Annotated in this window: 15 protein-coding genes; 5 read left to right on the plus strand and 10 right to left on the minus strand. The window is 63.8% G+C overall.

Annotated features, from left to right (window positions below; translation table 11 throughout):
• Positions 1 to 80 precede the first annotated feature (80 nt).
• Positions 81 to 782 carry a DUF1013 domain-containing protein gene (locus AABF56_RS18855; protein ID WP_064331962.1) on the plus strand — a complete coding sequence of 234 codons (702 nt, stop codon included), beginning with the start codon at positions 81 to 83 and terminating at the stop codon, positions 780 to 782.
• Positions 783 to 952: 170 nt separating this feature from the next.
• Here AABF56_RS18855 and AABF56_RS18860 read toward each other — a convergent pair whose 3' ends face one another.
• Complete coding sequence (locus tag AABF56_RS18860; protein WP_272807536.1) at positions 953 to 2,857, minus strand: propionyl-CoA synthetase; 1,905 nt, start codon at positions 2,855 to 2,857, stop codon at positions 953 to 955.
• A 134-nt stretch (positions 2,858 to 2,991) separates the two neighbouring features.
• On the minus strand, positions 2,992 to 3,651 hold the full coding sequence (locus AABF56_RS18865; RefSeq protein WP_272807130.1) for a YggS family pyridoxal phosphate-dependent enzyme: 660 nt from the start codon (positions 3,649 to 3,651) through the stop codon (positions 2,992 to 2,994).
• Between the two features lie 198 nt (positions 3,652 to 3,849).
• On the opposite strand from AABF56_RS18865, the gene leuS reads away from it, so the two are divergent.
• The 3 genes from leuS to holA are packed head-to-tail and all read left to right on the plus strand — an operon-like array spanning position 3,850 to position 8,033.
• Positions 3,850 to 6,480, plus strand: a complete 2,631-nt coding sequence (gene leuS, locus AABF56_RS18870) for a leucine--tRNA ligase (RefSeq protein WP_272807131.1) — start codon at positions 3,850 to 3,852, stop codon at positions 6,478 to 6,480.
• Positions 6,467 to 6,991: an LPS assembly lipoprotein LptE gene (gene lptE, locus AABF56_RS18875; protein ID WP_244770743.1), complete on the plus strand. Its 525-nt coding sequence runs from the start codon at positions 6,467 to 6,469 to the stop codon at positions 6,989 to 6,991. Before leuS ends, lptE begins: the two co-directional genes overlap by 14 nt.
• 7 nt (positions 6,992 to 6,998) lie before the next feature.
• Entirely contained in the window at positions 6,999 to 8,033 is a 1,035-nt protein-coding gene (holA, locus tag AABF56_RS18880) for a DNA polymerase III subunit delta (protein ID WP_272807132.1), read from the plus strand.
• Between the two features lie 15 nt (positions 8,034 to 8,048).
• On the opposite strand, the gene AABF56_RS18885 is transcribed toward holA, so the two are convergent.
• The 8 genes from AABF56_RS18885 to hemE all read right to left on the minus strand — a co-directional run bounded on the left by AABF56_RS18885 (position 8,049) and on the right by hemE (position 16,832).
• Positions 8,049 to 8,939: a ParB/RepB/Spo0J family partition protein gene (locus AABF56_RS18885; RefSeq protein ID WP_272807133.1), complete on the minus strand. Its 891-nt coding sequence runs from the start codon at positions 8,937 to 8,939 to the stop codon at positions 8,049 to 8,051.
• 24 nt (positions 8,940 to 8,963) lie between these two features.
• Positions 8,964 to 9,758 (minus strand): ParA family protein, encoded by a 795-nt coding sequence (locus AABF56_RS18890; protein ID WP_272807134.1) that lies wholly within the window; start codon positions 9,756 to 9,758, stop codon positions 8,964 to 8,966.
• A gap of 13 nt (positions 9,759 to 9,771) precedes the next feature.
• On the minus strand, positions 9,772 to 10,407 hold the full coding sequence (locus AABF56_RS18895; protein WP_272807135.1) for a 16S rRNA (guanine(527)-N(7))-methyltransferase RsmG: 636 nt from the start codon (positions 10,405 to 10,407) through the stop codon (positions 9,772 to 9,774).
• A complete protein-coding gene (gene mnmG / locus AABF56_RS18900) occupies positions 10,404 to 12,293 on the minus strand; it encodes a tRNA uridine-5-carboxymethylaminomethyl(34) synthesis enzyme MnmG (protein ID WP_272807136.1) in 1,890 nt (629 codons plus the stop codon). The genes AABF56_RS18895 and mnmG overlap by 4 nt, the downstream gene beginning before the upstream one ends.
• 66 nt (positions 12,294 to 12,359) lie before the next feature.
• Positions 12,360 to 13,685 carry a tRNA uridine-5-carboxymethylaminomethyl(34) synthesis GTPase MnmE gene (mnmE, locus tag AABF56_RS18905; protein WP_272807137.1) on the minus strand — a complete coding sequence of 442 codons (1,326 nt, stop codon included), beginning with the start codon at positions 13,683 to 13,685 and terminating at the stop codon, positions 12,360 to 12,362.
• A gap of 124 nt (positions 13,686 to 13,809) precedes the next feature.
• On the minus strand, positions 13,810 to 15,075 hold the full coding sequence (gene rho, locus AABF56_RS18910; RefSeq protein ID WP_024271281.1) for a transcription termination factor Rho: 1,266 nt from the start codon (positions 15,073 to 15,075) through the stop codon (positions 13,810 to 13,812).
• A gap of 186 nt (positions 15,076 to 15,261) precedes the next feature.
• Entirely contained in the window at positions 15,262 to 15,801 is a 540-nt protein-coding gene (hemJ, locus tag AABF56_RS18915) for a protoporphyrinogen oxidase HemJ (protein ID WP_272807138.1), read from the minus strand.
• Positions 15,798 to 16,832 (minus strand): uroporphyrinogen decarboxylase, encoded by a 1,035-nt coding sequence (hemE, locus tag AABF56_RS18920; RefSeq protein WP_272807139.1) that lies wholly within the window; start codon positions 16,830 to 16,832, stop codon positions 15,798 to 15,800. Before hemE ends, hemJ begins: the two co-directional genes overlap by 4 nt.
• A 405-nt stretch (positions 16,833 to 17,237) precedes the next feature.
• On the opposite strand from hemE, the gene AABF56_RS18925 reads away from it, so the two are divergent.
• The gene (locus tag AABF56_RS18925) at positions 17,238 to 18,059 is read left to right on the plus strand and encodes a pyruvate, water dikinase regulatory protein (protein WP_244770752.1); all 822 of its coding nucleotides are present in this window, start codon (positions 17,238 to 17,240) and stop codon (positions 18,057 to 18,059) included.
• Positions 18,060 to 18,079 lie beyond the last annotated feature (20 nt).

Genomic DNA, 18,079 nt, shown 5'->3' on the forward strand with positions numbered 1-18,079 from the left:
AGAGGGCGCAATTCCCGGAACATAGTGGTTACACCCCACGGCCCGCGACACCGGCGCGGACGGACAGAAGGACTATATCCATGGCTCAGCAGCTCCTCATGCCAAAGGCGACCGCGGTCTGGCTGGTCGACAACACGGCGCTGTCGTTCGACCAGATCGCCACATTCTGCAAACTGCATCCGCTCGAAGTGAAGGCGATCGCCGACGGCGAATCGGCCCAGGGCATCAAGGGCCTCGACCCCATCTCGACCGGCCAGCTGTCGCGCGAGGAGATCGCCCGCGCCGAAGCCAATCCGAATCACAAGCTGAAGCTTTCCGAACCGAAGGTCCGCGTGCCGGAATCCAAGCGCAAGGGCCCGCGCTACACGCCGGTCTCCAAGCGCCAGGATCGCCCCAACGCCATTCTCTGGCTGGTGCGCAACCATCCCGAACTCAAGGATGCGCAGATCTCGCGTCTCGTCGGCACGACCAAGTCGACGATCGAGCAGATCCGCGAACGCACCCACTGGAACTCGACCAACCTGACGCCGATGGACCCCGTGACGCTGGGCCTGTGCTCGCAGATCGACCTCGACCTCGAAGTCGAACGCGCTTCGAAGGGCCGTCCGCTGCCGACCGCCGCCGAGCTCGGTGCGACGCTGGAATCCGCACAGGAAACGGAAAAGCTGCCCTACAGCACCGACCGCGAGGACGAGAAGGAAATCGACGCCGACGCCGTCTTCGCCAAGCTGAAGTCGCTGAAGTCGGCCACGCCGGACGAAGACGAGGACGACCGCTTCTGAGCGGTGAAACAAAGGCTGCTCACCTCTCCTTCGTCATGGTCGGGCTTGACCCGACCATCCACCGCCGAGGACACCGCGTGGATCCTCGGGTTAAACCCGAGGATGACGACAATGGACGGGAGGGTTCTTCCCGTGTCCCAACCCGGCCTTTCGGCCGGGTTTTTTATTGCTCAAACAATCCGCCGCCCGGACAGCACTTCAGCGATCTCGTCCAGGATGGCGGGATCGTCGATGGTCGCCGGCATTTTCCAGTCCACCCTGTCGGCGATCTTCTGCATGGTGCCGCGCAGGATCTTCCCGGAGCGTGTCTTCGGCAGGCGCTTCACGCAGATAGCCGTCTTGAAGGCGGCGACCGGGCCGATACGTTCGCGCACGAGGCCCACCACCTCCTGCTCCACGAGCGATGATTCACGTGAAACACCGCTCTTCAGCACGAGGAAACCGGCCGGCAACTGGCCTTTCAGCGCATCGGCGACGCCGATGACGGCGCATTCGGCGACATCCGGATGGCTGGCGCAGACTTCCTCCATCGCCCCCGTCGAGAGGCGGTGGCCGGCGACGTTGATGATGTCGTCGGTGCGCGACATGATGAAGACGTAGCCGTCCTCGTCGACATAACCGGCATCGGCGGTCTTGTAATAGCCCGGGAATTCCGAAAGGCAGGCCGAGCGGAACCGTTCGTCGGCATTCCAGAAGGTCGTCAGGCAGCCCGGGGGGAGGGGCAGCTTGATGGCGATGTTGCCGAGCGTGCCGGGCGAAACCTCATGGCCGGCATCGTCCAGCACATGCAGTTCGTAGCCCGGCATGGGCACGGTGGGGGAGCCATGTTTCACGGGCAACTGGCCGAGGCCGAGCGGATTGCCGACGATCGCCCAACCGGTCTCCGTCTGCCACCAGTGATCGATGACCGGCACGCCGAGCACCGCCTCGGCCCAGCGGATCGTGTCCGGATCGGCCCGCTCGCCGGCAAGGAACAGCGCGCGCAGACTGGAAGTGTCGTGCCGCTTGACGAGCGCGCCCTCCGGATCCTCCTTGCGGATGGCGCGGAAGGCCGTCGGGGCGGTGAAGAGCACCGAGACCTTGTAGTCCTCCACCACGCGCCAGAAGGCGCCTGCATCCGGTGTGCCGACCGGCTTGCCCTCATAGAGCACCGTGGTGCTGCCGTTGAGAAGCGGCGCATAGACGATGTAGGAATGGCCGACGACCCAGCCGATATCCGACGCCGCCCAATAGACCTCGCCGCGCTCCACGCCGTAGAACGCCCGCATCGTCCAGGCGAGCGCGACCATGTGGCCGCCATTGTCACGGATGACGCCCTTGGGCTGGCCGGTCGTGCCCGACGTATAGAGGATATAGAGCGGATCGGTGGCCGCCAGCGGCGCACAGGGAATGACGCGCCCCGCATCCCGCGCCGCCGCAAGCGCGGGGCCGAGATCGACGTCGCGCCCCGCCTTCAGCTCCGCCGCCAGTTCCGGCCGCTGCAAGACGAGGCAGCGTTCCGGCTTGTGTGCGGCAAGCTCGATCGCCGTGTCGAGCAGCGGCTTGTAGGCGACCACGCGATTAGGCTCGATGCCGCAGCTTGCGGTGACCACGAGCTTGGCGGTGGAATCATCGATGCGCGCCGCAAGCTCGCTCGCGGCGAAGCCGCCGAACACCACCGAATGGATCGCCCCGATGCGCGCGCAGGCGAGCATGGCGAAGACCGCCTCGGGAATCATCGGCATGTAGAGAATGACGCGGTCGCCCTTCTCCACGCCCTGATCGGCGAGCACCGCCGCCATGGCATTCACATGGGTGAGGAGTTCGTCGTAGCTGTAGCGCGCCTTGCGGCCGGTCACCGGGCTGTCATAGATCAGCGCGGCGTCCGCGCCATGCCCCGCCGCTACATGCCGGTCCACGCAATTGTGACAGGTATTGCCGACCGCATCGGGAAACCAGCGCCCGTAGACGCCCTGCTCTCCGTCGAAAATATCCGCCGGCTCGCTGAACCAGTCGATTGCCCGGGCCGCTTCGGCCCAATGACCCCTGTGGTCATTCTTCCACGCCCGATAGATCTCGGCATAGGTCTTCTGCATCGCATCCTCCATGTCCGGCCTCCTGAAACGGCCGGCTCCTCCAGAAGGAAGAATAGGAGAGGACGATGCATCGGAAAAGCCAGACGAAAGCCTCAAGCGGCACATCGCCTCTTGCGCTTCGTCAAGCGAGGATGTCAGCGTGTTCCGAAAATCGCTGAACCGACGCGCACGCTGGTCGCACCGAAGCCGATGGCGACATCATAGTCGCCGGACATGCCCATCGACAGCCGATCGAGATTGCAGCGTTCGGCGAGCTTGGCGAGCAAGGCGAAATGCGGGCCTGGATTCTCGTCCGCCGGCGGAATGCACATCAGCCCCTCGATGGTGAGGCCGAGCTCGTCTCGGCAGAAGGCGACGAAGGCGACCGTATCATCCGGCGCGATGCCGGCCTTCTGCGGTTCAAGCCCGGTATTGACCTGGACATAGAGCCGCAAGGCGCGCCCCTGCCGCGCCATCTCGGCGGCGATCGCGCGGGCGATCTTTTCCCGGTCCACCGTCTCGATGACATCGAAGAGCGCCACGGCCTCGGCCGTCTTGTTGGATTGCAGCGGGCCGATCAGGTGAAGCTCGATGCCGGCCGCCTCGGCGCGCAACGCGGGCCACTTGCCCTGGGCCTCCTGCACGCGGTTCTCGCCGAACACACGCTGGCCGGCCGCGATCGCCGGGCGAATCGCCTCGGCATCGAAGGTTTTCGAGACCGCCACCAGCGTCACCGCCTCGGGCCTGCGGCCGGCCTCGGCAGCCGCCTTGCGCATCCGGTTGCGAACGTCTTCGAGACGGTCCTGAAGGTCCATGCTCATTCTCCATCGGCATCTGGTTCCGGACCTAGCGAAATCGGCACGGTTTGCCAAGCGTGCGCGTGCCGCATCTCTTTGGCCCGGGGGCCGGAAAACTTGACGCTTCGGCGGTTTCATGATGAAGGTCTCGGCACCATATTCGCATGGGCGCACCGCCCTCCAAGACTCCCAAAAGACTTCCGGAACATCAAAGACATGGCCACCGAACGTTACAATCCGCGCGATGCCGAACCCCGCTGGCAGGCAAAATGGAACGACGACAGCGTCTTCCTGACCAAGAACGACGATCCGCGCGAGAAGTACTACGTCCTCGAGATGTTCCCCTATCCGTCGGGCCGCATCCATATGGGCCATGTGCGCAACTATGCGATGGGCGACGTCGTCGCGCGCTACAAGCGCGCCCGCGGCTACAACGTGCTGCATCCGATGGGCTGGGACGCCTTCGGCATGCCCGCCGAGAACGCCGCCATGCAGAACAAGGTGCACCCCAAGGGCTGGACCTACGACAACATCGCGACCATGCGCAACCAGTTGAAGTCCATGGGCCTGTCGCTGGACTGGTCGCGCGAATTCGCCACCTGCGACGTGGAATATTACCACCGCCAGCAGCACCTCTTCCTCGACTTCCTGGAAAAGGGCCTCGTCTACCGCAAGCAGTCCAAGGTGAACTGGGACCCGGTCGACCATACGGTGCTTGCCAACGAGCAGGTCATCGACGGCCGCGGCTGGCGCTCCGGCGCGCTCGTCGAGCAGCGCGAGCTGACGCAATGGTTCTTCCGCATCACCGATTTCAGCCAGGACCTGCTCGATTCGCTGGAAACGCTCGACCAGTGGCCTGAAAAAGTCCGCCTGATGCAGAAGAACTGGATCGGCCGTTCCGAAGGCATGCTGGTGCGCTGGGAAATTTCCGAAGGCGCGGGCCTGACGGGCGAAAAGGACGTCACCGTCTATACGACCCGTCCCGACACGCTGTTCGGCGCCTCCTTCATCGCCATCTCCGCCGACCACCCGCTTGCCCGGGAGGCGTCTGCGAAGAACCCCGAGATCATGGCCTTCGCCGAGGAATGCCGCCGCGCCGGCACCTCGCTCGCGGCGCTGGAAACGGCGGAGAAGAAAGGCATGGACACCGGCATCCGCGTGCGCCATCCCTTCGACACGGCCTGGAAGCTCCCCGTCTACATCGCCAACTTCGTGCTGATGGACTACGGCACGGGCGCCATCTTCGGCTGCCCCTCCGGCGACCAGCGCGACCTCGACTTCGCCCGCAAATATAACCTGCCGGTCGTGCCCGTCGTCATGCCGAAGGATGGCGACGCGGCCACCTTCACTATCGCCGAAGAGGCCTATGTCGGCGACGGCGTAATGATCAATTCCGGCTTCCTCGACGGCCTTGGCACCGATGAAGCCTTCGAGGAGGTCGCGAACCGCCTCTCCGCCGTCACGCTCGGCAACGCCCCGCAAGGCGAGCGCAAGGTGAACTTCCGCCTGCGCGACTGGGGCATTTCGCGCCAGCGCTACTGGGGCTGCCCGATCCCGGTCATCCATTGCGAGCAGTGCGGCGTGGTGCCCGTGCCGAAGGCCGACCTGCCGGTCAAGCTGCCCGACGACGTCACCTTCGACAAGCCGGGCAACCCGCTCGACCGCCATCCGACCTGGCGCCACGTCGCCTGCCCGCAGTGCGGTGGGGACGCCCGCCGCGAGACGGACACGATGGACACCTTCGTCGATTCGTCCTGGTACTTCGCCCGCTTCACCGCCCCGTGGGAAAACGACCCGACGGACCCCGCCGCCGCCAACGCCTGGCTGCCGGTCGACCAGTATATCGGCGGCATCGAGCATGCGATCCTGCACCTGCTCTATTCGCGCTTCTTCACCCGCGCCATGCAGGTTTCCGGCCATCTCGACCTGAAGGAGCCCTTCAAGGGTCTCTTCACCCAGGGCATGGTGGTGCACGAGACCTACAGCCGCAGCGTCGCCGGCAAGCGCGAATGGGTGACGCCTGCCGAAATCCGCATCGAGGAGGAGGGCGGCAAGCGCCGCGCGGTCCATCTCGAATCCGGCGAAGAAATCGCCATCGGCTCGATCGAGAAGATGTCGAAGTCGAAGAAGAACGTCGTCGATCCGGATGACATCATCGCCTCCTACGGCGCCGATACCGCCCGCTTCTTCGTGCTCTCCGACTCGCCGCCGGACCGCGACGTCATCTGGTCGGAAGCCGGCGTCGAAGGGGCCCATCGCTTCGTCCAGCGCGTCTGGCGCCTCGTTTCCGAGGCGGCGCCGGCCCTGAAGGCCGCGGAAAGCCGTCCCGGCACGGAGGGCGAAGCGCTCGCCGTCTCGCAGGTCGCGCACAAGACGCTGAAGGCCGTGCAGGCCGATTACGACAAGCTCGCCTTCAACAAGGCCGTCGCGCGCATCTACGAATTCGTCAACGCGCTCGCCGCGCCGCTCACCGTCGCCGCTGCCGACAAGGCCTCGCCAGACCTCGCAGCCGCCCTGCGCGAAGCCGTCGGCATCCTGATCCGCGTCGTCGCCCCCATGACGCCGCATCTGGCGGAAGAATGCTGGCGCGAGATCGGCGGGGAAGGCCTCGTCGCCACCACGCCCTGGCCCTCCTACGAAGACCGCCTCGTCGCCGACGACGAGATCACGCTGCCCGTGCAGATCAACGGCAAGAAGCGTGCGGATTTGACAATCGCCCGCGATGCGGACCAGACTGCCGTGCAGGCGGCCGTTCTGGCGCTCGAGGCGGTCCAGGCCGTGCTCGCCGGCCAGCAGCCCAAGAAGATCATCGTCGTACCGCAGAGGATCGTGAATGTTGTTGTCTGACGGAACCGGCCTTTCGCGGTTCGCAAAGGCGTTCGCCGGCATCGCCATCCTCGGCGTCGTCGCCGGCTGCCAGGTGCGGCCGCTGTATTCCACGCCCGCCGGCACGGAGGGCAAGCTTGCCTCCGTGGCCATCTCGAAGGCCGACGACCGCGTGGAACAAAGGGTCCGCAATGAGCTGATCTTCCTCTTCTCCGGCGGCGGCGGCGAGACGCAGAGCGCGCTCTACCACCTCGAGCTCAATGTCGCCGTCCGCAAGGTCGGCGTGCTGCTCGACGTGCGCGACGACATTCCCCGCGCCGGCCGCATCGTCGTCTCGGCCGACTACAATCTCGTGCAGACCGACTCCGGCGAAACATTGGCGTCCGGAAAGCGCTCCACGGTCGCGCTCGTCGATTATCCCGTGCAGGAATTCGCCAAGCTGCGCGCCGTGCGGGACGCCGAGGATCGTGCTGCCCGCGAGCTGGCGGAGCTGATCCGCGCGGATGTCGCGTCCGCGCTCGGCCGTCGCTGAGCCGGCTATGGCCGAAGTCAAGTCGCACGAGTTCGACGGTTTCCTGAAGCGCAAACCGCTGCCCGTGCGGCTGTTCCTCGTCTACGGTCCCGATCGGGGCCTGGTTTCCGAGCGGGCGGCCGCACTGGCGGCGGTCAGCGGCGTCGATCTCAATGACGCCTTCTCCGTCGTGAAACTCGATGCCGGCGAGGTCGGCAGCCAGCCGGGCCGGCTGATCGACGAGATGAACGCCATCGGCCTCTTCGGCGGCGATCGCCTCGTCTGGGTCCGCAATGCCGGCAGCGAGAAGGGTCTTTCCGACGCGCTGGACATCCTGGCCAAGATGCCGGCCGGGCCATCCACGCTGATCATCGAGGCAGGTGACCTGAAGAAGGGCGCCGGACTGCGCAAGGCTGCCGAATCCGGTTCCGCAGTCGTCGCTATCCCCTGTTACGCCGATGACGGACGCGCCCTGCAGGCACTCATCGACCAGGAGCTCGCCGCCGAGGGCTTGCGCATTTCCCCCGCAGCCCGTTCACGCCTGGTGGAAACCATCGGCGGCGACCGGCTCGCCTCGCGCAACGAGGTGCGCAAGCTTGCGCTCTATTGCCGTGGCAGGGAACTGATCGAGGAGCAGGATGTCGAGGAGATCGTCGGCGATGCCAGCGCGATCTCGACGGACGATGCCGTCGATGCCATCCTCAAGGGCGACAAGGACGGTTTCCTGCATGCCATCCAGAAGATCGTTTCCTCCAAGACGCCGGTCTTCCTGGTGCTGCAGGGTTGCCTTCGGCAGTTCCAGCTTCTGGAGCTGATGCGCGCGGAAATGGATGAAAAACGCGCACCGGCCGCCCAAGCCATGGCGACCCTCGGCCGCCATCTGCATTTCCGCCGCAAGCCGATCGTCGAAAATGCCCTGAAAACCTGGACGGGGCCGGCGATCCGGCGCGAAACGCAGCGCCTGCAGGCTGCCATCCTGCAAAGCCGGCAACGTCCGGCCCTGGAGGACACGATCGCCATGCAGACGATGCTGGCGACCGTGCTTCAATCCGCGCGGCGGTGAATCCGGCTAAGGATGTTACCGCCGCTCAAGAAGCCGGCAGATTTCCTCGAGCTGCTCGAGCGTCTTGTAGGCAATTCGCAGCTGCCCGCCACTTCCCTTGTGATTGACGGTCACATCGAGGCCCAGCACGTCCGACAGCGTGCGCTCCAGCGCCAGCGTATCGGCATCCTTCTCGTCCTTGCGCGGCGTCTGGCCGTGATTGGGATCGCCCTGCGCCTTGATATCGTTCTGTGCAAGACGTTCCGCGTCACGCACCGACATACCCTTTGCCACAACGGTCTTTGCCAGGGCGACAGGATCGGAGGTCGGGATGAGCGCACGCGCATGGCCGGCCGATAGCGAACCGGAGGCCAGCATGTCGCGTACCGGTTCCGGCAGCTTGAGCAGGCGAAGGCTGTTTGCCACATGGCTGCGGCTCTTGCCGATGATCTCGCCGAGATCGTTTTGCGTATAACCGTGATCGGCGATCAGCAGCTCATAGCCCATCGCCTCTTCCAGCGGATTGAGGTCGGAGCGCTGTACGTTTTCCACGATGGCGATTTCCAGCGCCGTGCGGTCGTCCACGTCGCGAATGATGACCGGAATGTCAATGAGCCCCGCCAGCTGCGCGGCGCGCCAGCGGCGCTCACCCGCGATGATCTCGTAGCGACTGTCAGCCGTTGTGCGCACGACGACCGGCTGAACGATGCCGTGCTGGCGGATGGAGGAGGCCAGATCCTGCAGCTCCGATTCGTCAAAATAGCGCCGCGGATTGCGCGGATTGCGACCGACGAATTCGATCGGAACCAGGCGATCGGGATTGACCGCCGGGCGCTCGCCGACATCGGCGGCGGGCAGCTGGTCCATTTCACCGATCAGGGCGGCAAGGCCGCGGCCAAGGCGCCGCTTCGAGTTGTCTTCATTCATCGGTTCTACTCACGGATACTGAAATCAGGCAGCCCGGCGCTGCCTTTCACGCTGGATCACCTCGGAAGCGAGCTGAAGATAGGCCTGGCTGCCGGCGCATTTGAGATCGTAGAGAATGGCCGGCTTGCCATAGGACGGCGCCTCGGACACACGGACATTGCGCGGAATGAGTGTATGATAGACCTTTTCACCGAGATGCGTGCGCACGTCATTGACGACCTGCTGCGCAAGATTGTTGCGCGAATCGAACATGGTGAGCACGATGCCCTGGATATCCAGATACGGATTGACGGTGCGGCGCACCTGGTCCACCGTCTCCAGCAGCTGGCTGAGGCCTTCCAGCGCAAAGAACTCGCATTGCAGGGGCACCAGCACGGAATGCGCCGCGGCGAGCGCATTCATCGTCAGGAGGTTGAAGGACGGCGGGCAATCGACCAGCACGTAAGAGTAAGACAGCGCCTCGGTCGAGGCGAGGGCGCGCCGCAGCCGGAAGACGCGGTCGTTCTGCTGCGCGATTTCCATTTCGATGCCCAGGAGATCCATCGTCGAGGGAATGATCGACAGATTGGGCACGGCCGTCTGCAGCACCGTCTCCGCAACGCCGTGGCTGCCGATCAGCAGGTCATAGGAGGAGAGTTCGCGGTTGCGGCGATCGATGCCGAGGCCCGTGCTGGCATTGCCCTGCGGATCCAGGTCGACGATCAGCACGCGCTCGCCGATCGCGGCCAGCGCCGTGGCGAGGTTGATCGCGGTCGTCGTCTTGCCGACGCCGCCCTTCTGATTCGCAATGGTGATGATCCGGTTCTTTTCGATTGCCATGGGCATCCGCCAATCACTCGCGTCTTCGCGAAAGCTTCGAGAGTTCGAGCACCACGGAATCCGGCTCGACGACACTGGCATGTTTTACCAGATCGAATCTCCACCGACCAAGCGCTTTATCGACCTCGCGCTGGTAATCCCGGCCTTTATGAAGGAAAAACCGTAGATCCGGATTGCGCTCGGCCCATGGCCAGCCGAAATCCATCAGGAGATCGAGGTCCGCCAAGGCCCGGGCGGAAATCGCGTCGCAATGCGCGATTGCCGCCGGCGCCTCTTCGATGCGAATCGCATGCACCGATGCGCGCGCACCGGTTTCGCGGATAGCCGTTCGCAGGAAGGCGGCCTTCTTGTTGTTGCTTTCGACGAGATGAATCCATCCATCTCCCGCGCCGGCCAGCAGAATACCGGTGACAATGCCCGGAAAACCGCCCCCGCTACCGAGATCCGCCCAAATCCGCGGCCCAGGACATAGAGCATAGATCTGCATGCTATCGACAACATGACGGCTCCAGACTTCCGCCAAGGTCGAGGGAGCCACCAGATTGATGGTTTTCGCCCATTTCTGAAAAAGCGCAACGAAAGCGTTCAGCCTGTCCTCGGTTTCACGTGAAACATTCAGCTCGGCAAATTCGCGGGGCAGAGACTTCATGCGCTGGCCGTCCGTTCCATCGCTGCCGCGGCGGGCACGCGCTTGAGATAGGCAAGCAAGAGGGTCAAGGCAGCCGGCGTCATGCCGTCCACCCGCGCGGCCTGTGCAAGATTCGCCGGGCGCGCCGCGGCCAGTTTCTGCTGCAATTCGATGGAGAGGCCGGGGAGGGCGGCAAAATCAAAGTCAGCGGGGATGCCACGATCTTCTTCCCGCCTTGCCTCGGCGATATCCGCCGCCTGCCGATTCATGTAAACCGCATAGCCGGCCTCGATTTCGATAGCATCGCGAACACGGGGGGAGAAGGCGTCGAGCTCAGGCCAAACGGCCGCCAGCCACGCAAAGTCGACGTCCGGATAGGCGAGCAGATCGTAGGCGGAACGGCGAACGCCGTCCTGGTTGATCCGGATCCCCTTGCTGGCCGCCTCATTGGGCGACAGCTTCAGGGTATCGAGCCGTTCCCGCAGGCGCTGCATGTCCGCCGACCATTCCTCGAAGCGCCGGCGCCGGTCTGCACCGACAATGCCAAGCGCCATGCCGGATGCCGTCAACCGCGCGTCGGCATTGTCAGCCCGCAGCGAAAGGCGATACTCCGCACGCGAGGTGAACATGCGGTAGGGCTCGGTCACGCCGCGGGACGTCAAGTCATCGAGCATCACCCCGATATAGCTCTCCGTGCGGCTGAAGGCGTGTCCCTCCATGCCCGCGGCCCGCCGGGCGGCGTTCAGTCCGGCAACCAGCCCCTGCGCCGCGGCCTCCTCGTAACCGGTCGTGCCGTTGATCTGGCCGGCCAGGAAAAGCCCGGGCTGTCGCCGGGTTTCCAGGGTGGCGGACAGTTCCCGCGGATCGACATGATCGTATTCGATCGCATAGCCTGGCTGCAGAATACGCACCCTCTCCAGGCCGGGGATGGTCTGAATGAAGGCCTGCTGTATATCGGCCGGAAGCGATGTCGAGATGCCGTTCGGATAGACGGTGTCGTCGTCCAGACCCTCAGGCTCCAGGAAAATCTGATGGCCGTCCCGTTCGCCAAACTTCACGATCTTGTCCTCGATCGACGGGCAATAGCGTGGGCCGACACCTTCGATCTGGCCGGAATACATCGCCGATCGGCCGATATTCTCCTCAATGATGCGGTGCGTCGCGGCCGTCGTTCGCGTGACGCCGCATTCGATCTGCGGTGTCGTGATGCGATCGGTCATGAAGGAGAACGGCACCGGCGTCTCATCTGCCGCTTGGCGCCCAACCGCGTTCCAATCGATGGTGCGACCATCGAGGCGTGCAGGCGTGCCAGTCTTCAAGCGGCCAAGCCTGAAGCCGAGACGTTCGAACGTCGCTGAAAGCCCGAGCGAGGGGTCTTCTCCCACGCGGCCAGCCGGGATTTTTTCGGAACCGATATGAATAAGGCCACGCAGGAACGTGCCCGTGGTAACCACCACGGCGCCGCAGGGCAGGCGCCGCCCGTCCTTCAGGATCACCGCGTGGATACGGCCATCTGCGCAATCGAGATCGTATGCGTCACCCTCGACAACGGTCAGGCCGGCAATCTGCGCAATCTCCGCCTGCATGGCCTCGCGATAAAGCTTTCGATCGGCCTGGCTGCGCGGGCCGCGCACCGCGGGGCCTTTACGCCGGTTCAACAGGCGAAACTGAATGCCAGCCCGGTCGGCAACCCGTCCCATCAGGCCATCCAGCGCGTCCACTTCCCGGACGAGGTGACCCTTGCCAAGACCGCCAATCGCAGGATTGCAGGACATGACCCCGATCGTCGAGGCCTTGTGGGTGAGCAAAGCCGTTTGCGCGCCGAACCGCGCGGCGGCGGCAGCAGCCTCGACACCCGCATGCCCACCACCGATCACCACCACATCATATGTCTTCAATGTCGTCATATCGAACCACCTGTTTCACGTGAAACGCCCAGCGCGACTCGTGTACGTTGTGTTGTTTCACGTGAATCACTTACCAATGCAAAATTCCGAAAAGATCACGTCCAGCAGGTTCTCCACATCCACCCGCCCTGTGACCCGACCCAGCGCCTGACCGGCGAGGCGGAGATGTTCCGCCTGTATATCGAGACCGTTCCCGCCCGCAGCCAGCGCCGCGCCGATGTGGCTGCGTGCTTCCGCGAGATTGTCCGCATGCCGTTGACGCGTAGGAAGTGCCAAGGCGCTTCCCTGATCCAGATTCGGGAGGTATCCGCTCACCAGATCCAGAAGTGCCGATATGCCTTCACCCGTCCGCACGGAAATCCTAACATCAGCTTCCGGATCCCGCCAGGCGGCATCCTGCCTGTCCGCCTTGGTCTGGACACGGATAACCGGACCGTCATATCCCTCGGTGAACGCGACCCAATCAGGCTCCGCAAGCGACGACAACAGAAGCACCAGATGGGCCTGGGCCATGGAAAGCTGTGTCCGGCGGATACCCTCCTGCTCGACAACGTCATCCGTCTCGCGCAAGCCGGCCGTATCATAGAGCCGAACGGCGAAGCCGTCGAGGTCCAGATCGACATGCAGCACATCCCGCGTCGTTCCCGGGACGTCGGTAACGATAGCGACATCCCGTTTTGCGAGATAATTCAACAGGCTCGACTTTCCCGCATTGGGCGGACCCACGATGACGACCTTGAGGCCATCCCGCACGATCTCCCCGGTTCTCACACCGGAAAGATGGTTAAGGATCTCTTGCTCCAATTGCCGCATGTCACGCCAGATGGTATCCGCAATAGAACCGGGAACATCGTCCTCATCGGCAAAATCCAGTTCGGCTTCAATCATGGCGCGCGCATGCGTCAGTCGTTTCGCCCACGAATCGTAGAGTTTCGACGGGCCGCCAGACGATTGCTCTGCCGCCAGACGGCGTTGCATCTCGGTTTCCGCCGCAATGAGATCCGCCAGGCCCTCCACTTCGACCAAGTCCATACGGCCGTTCAGGAAGGCGCGCCGGGAAAATTCACCGGCTTCCGCCGCACGCAGACCGGCCATGCCGGCGAGCTCCGCAAGAACAGCCTTGACCGTGGCCCGCCCACCATGGATCTGAAGTTCCGCGCAATCCTCGCCCGTGAAAGAGTTTGGGCCGGGGAAGAACAAGACCAGGCCCGCGTCGAGCTTCTCACCGTTCCGGTTACGAATCGAGAGCAGGGACGCGCGTCTTTCCGCGGGCTGGCGGCCGCACAGCGCTTGCACCGCCTGGCCGCTTGCAGGTCCGCTCAGGCGAATCACCGCCACGCCGGAGGGCAAGCCGCCGCTCGACAAGGCAAAGATCGTGTCCGTGGACATCATGATTTATCATTCCGGGTGCGAATCGGCGATTCCGTTTCGGAGGAGAATCGATTTCTTCTCCTGAAACGAAAATGGTCCCGCCTTACGGCGGGGCCATGTCTTTACGCACGTTCGTGCCTATTGGCTATGTGTTCATCGAATCGAAGAAATCGCCGTTGTTCTTCGTCTGCTTCAGCTTGTCGATCAGGAATTCGATCGCATCCGTGGTGCCCATCGGGGCAAGAATGCGGCGCAACACGAAGATCTTCTGGAGATCCTGGCGCGGCACCAGAAGGTCTTCCTTGCGCGTGCCGGACTTGAGGATGTCCATGGCCGGGAAGATGCGCTTGTCGGCGACCTTGCGATCCAGCACGATTTCCGAGTTACCGGTACCCTTGAACTCCTCGAAGATCACTTCGTCCATGCGGCTGCCGGTGTCGATCAGCGCCGTCGCGATGATGGTCAGCGAACCGCCTTCCTCGATATTGCGCGCCGCGCCGAAGAAGCGCTTCGGGCGCTGCAGGGCGTTCGCGTCGACGCCGCCGGTCAGCACCTTGCCCGAGGACGGAACCACCGTGTTGTAGGCGCGGCCGAGGCGGGTGATCGAATCGAGCAGGATCACGACGTCGCGGCCGTGCTCGACGAGGCGCTTGGCCTTCTCGATGACCATTTCGGCGACCTGGACGTGGCGCGTCGCCGGTTCGTCGAAGGTCGAGGAAACGACTTCGCCCCGCACCGATCGCTGCATGTCCGTCACTTCCTCCGGACGCTCGTCGATCAAGAGGACGATGAGATAACATTCCGGATGGTTTGCGGTGATCGAATGGGCGATGTTCTGCAGGAGAACCGTCTTACCCGTGCGCGGCGGGGCGACGATGAGGCCGCGCTGGCCCTTGCCGAGGGGCGCGACGAGATCGATGACGCGCGGCGACAGATCCTTCGAGGTCGGGATCTCGAGTTCCATCTTGAAGCGCTCGTTCGGGTAGAGCGGCGTCAGGTTGTCGAAGTGGACCTTGTGGCGGATCTTCTCCGGATCGTCGAAATTGATCGTGTTGACCTTGAGCAGCGCGAAATAGCGTTCGCCTTCCTTCGGGCCGCGGATCGGGCCTTCCACCGTATCGCCGGTCTTCAGCGAGAAACGGCGGATCTGGGAGGGCGAGATATAGATATCGTCCGGGCCGGGCAGGTAGTTCGCATTGGCCGACCGCAGGAAGCCGAAACCGTCCTGCAGCACTTCCACGACACCCTCGCCGATGATCTCCACGTCCTGCGCGGCCAGCATCTTCAGGATCGCAAACATCAGTTCCTGCTTGCGCATCGTGCTCGCGTTCTCGACCTCGAGCGATTCGGCAAAGGCAAGGAGGTCGGTCGGAGTCTTGTTCTTGAGGTCTTGTAGCTTCATTTCGGCCATGAATGGTCCATGCTGGGTGTCATCGGGATGGGAAAAGGCGTGCGGGTCAAGGCCGAACTGCGGGGGATCGGGTGCAGTTCACTGAACGAATACACATGCCACGAAAGATGAGATGCGCGGAAAATAGCGGTTCCGGTGCTGCCCCGCAAGGGGGCTTTGAAATTTCATCCGTTTTGTCGCAGAGGCTCAGAACGGTTTGACGACGACCAGAATGACGATGAGGATCATCAGGAGCGCCGGCGCCTCGTTCCAGATGCGCCACTGGCGGCCGCTCCAGGTGTTGCGGTCCTCGGCGAAGGCCTTGACGGCCCGGCCATAGAACTGGTGCACGCCGGTCATGAGGATGACCAGGGCGAGCTTGGCATGCAGCCAGCCGCCCTGGAAACCGTAGACGGACCAGGCGAGATAAAGGCCGAGCAGCCAGGAAAGGCCCATCGCCGGCTGCATGATGACCCGGTAGAGCCGCTGTTCCATCACCTTGAAGACCTGCGCCTCGGCCGAGCCGGGCGGGGCATCCGTGTGATAGACGAAGAGCCGCGGCAGGTAGAGCAGGCCCGCCATCCAGGAGATGACGGCGATGATGTGCAACGACTTGATCCAAAGATAGAGATCGTCCGGCGGATGGAGGACGAGGAGGAGCACAAGCAGCGCGAAGACGACAAGCGCCACCGCGGCGCGCAGCCGCGCCCGGCGTCCGGCGCTCTCGCCCGCCTGCTTCTCGCTCACCGCTTTTCCCCGCGCACCCGCGCCACGAGGCGCGCGACAGTGTCGGGATCGGCCTGCGGCGTGATGCCATGGCCGAGATTGAAGATCAGCGGCCCATTGCCGAGCACCTGCAGGATGGCGTCGATGCCTTCGTCGAGCGCCGCGCCGCCGGCGACGACGCGCATCGGATCGAGATTGCCCTGGACGGGGCCGTCCTTCTGCAGGTCGGCCGCGAAGGAGAGCGGTACGGACCAGTCGAGGCCAATGGCGTCGGCGCCGGTCTGCTGCCGGTAGGATTTCAGGAGCACGCCCGCTCCCTTGGCAAAGGCGATGATCTTCGCCTGCGGTCGGCGGGCCTTGACCGAAGAGATGATGCGCTGCACGGGCCGGACGGCGAAATCGGCAAACTCGCGTTCGCCGAGAACGCCGGCCCAGGAATCGAAGATCTGCACCGCATCGGCGCCGGCATCGATCTGCGCCACAAGGTAATCGGCCGAGAGTTCGGCAAGCACGTCGAGCAGATGTGCGAAGGTGCGTGGCTCCCTGTAGGCGAAGAGACGCGCGGGAGCCTGGTCCGGCGTTCCGTGGCCGGCGATCATGTAGGTGGCAACGGTCCAGGGCGCGCCGCAGAAGCCGAGCAGCGCCGTTTCCTCGGGCAGGGCGCCCCGGATGCGGCCGACCGCCTCTATCACCGGCTGGAGATGATCTGCCACCCCGTCGCCCTTCAGGGCCAGAATGCCATCGACATCGATCGGATCGAGGCGCGGCCCATGGCCTTCCTCGAAGCGGACATTGCGCTTCAGGGCGTCGGGAATGACGAGGATATCGGAGAACAGGATCGCCGCGTCGAAGCCATAGCGGCGGATCGGCTGGAGCGTCACTTCCGTCGCCAGCTCCGGCGAATAACAGAGATCGAGGAAGCTTCCCGCCGCCGCGCGGGTCTGCCTGTATTCCGGCAGGTAGCGTCCGGCCTGACGCATCAGCCAGAGGGGAGGGGGGGAGATCGTTTTCCCGTTCAGGACATCGACGATCTTCCGGCTTTTCGCAGACACCGCGGGGTTCTCCCAATCAATGAAATAATCTCTTTGAAAAGGTTTCTATTTCTTAGAGTCGGTGACTATCAAGGATTAAATCCTCTCCACAGGGATCCGGCCTTGCCGGCGGCAGGGCGGAAAAGACAAAACCCGCAGGAAGATTTTCTGAGAATAATGCGGAGAACCGGATTCGCCTTTTCGAATCAAGGCGATCGACGGCGTCGACAAAAGAGCCTTGCTGTGGATGAGATGTGGAGAAGCGCGACACTTTGCCGTGTCATGAGTCTTATCCACATGGGCCGTGAATCCTGTTCCCGTCTCCCGCGGATTGTGGATAAAAAGGCGGTTATCCCCTTGCCTCCCGATCCCTGTCGTTCTTAGCTCGGTGCTGTCCCGGTTCATCAACAGGGGGCGGAGGATATTGTGGAAAGCACCAGAAACTACTTCCATCTGCACCTGATATCGGACTCGACGGGCGAGACGCTGATTGCCGCGGGGCGGGCGGCAGCCGCGCAGTTCCAGTCGTCCCAGGCGCTCGAACATGTCTATCCGCTGATCCGCAACCGCAAGCAGCTCATGCCCGTGCTCGATGCCATCGACGGAGCGCCGGGCATCGTGCTCTATACGATCGTCGACCGGGAGCTTTCGGAGATCATCGACCAGCGTTGCCGGGAGATGGGCGTACCCTGCGTCTCCGTGCTCGAGCCGGTGATCGACCTCTTCCAGTCCTATCTCGGTGCGCCTTCGCGCCGGCGGGTGGGCGCGCAGCATGTGATGAACGCGGAATATTTCGCGCGGATCGACGCGCTCAATTTCACGATGGACCACGACGACGGGCAGCTGCCGGCCGATCTCGACGAGGCGGACGTCATCCTTGTCGGCATCAGCCGCACCTCTAAGACGCCGACGAGCATCTATCTCGCCAATCGCGGCATCAAGACCGCCAATGTACCGATCGTGCTCGGCGTGCCCCTGCCGGAGCGGCTGTCGACGACGACGAAACCGCTGGTCGTCGGACTGATCGCCACCACGGACCGCATTGCCCAGGTGCGGCAGAATCGGGTGCTCGGCCAGACGCAGGATTTTCGCGGCGACGATTATGTCGACCGGTCGCAGATTTCCGAGGAATTGAAATATGCCCGTGCCATCTGTGCGCGCAACAACTGGCCGATCATCGACGTCACCCGGCGATCGATCGAGGAAACGGCCGCCGCCATCGTTGCTCTTCGCCCGAAGCTTCGCTAACCGGGAGGGGAAACGGAGAT

It is taken from the genome of Shinella sp. WSC3-e, from assembly GCF_945994535.1.
Lineage (GTDB): Bacteria > Pseudomonadota > Alphaproteobacteria > Rhizobiales > Rhizobiaceae > Shinella > Shinella yambaruensis.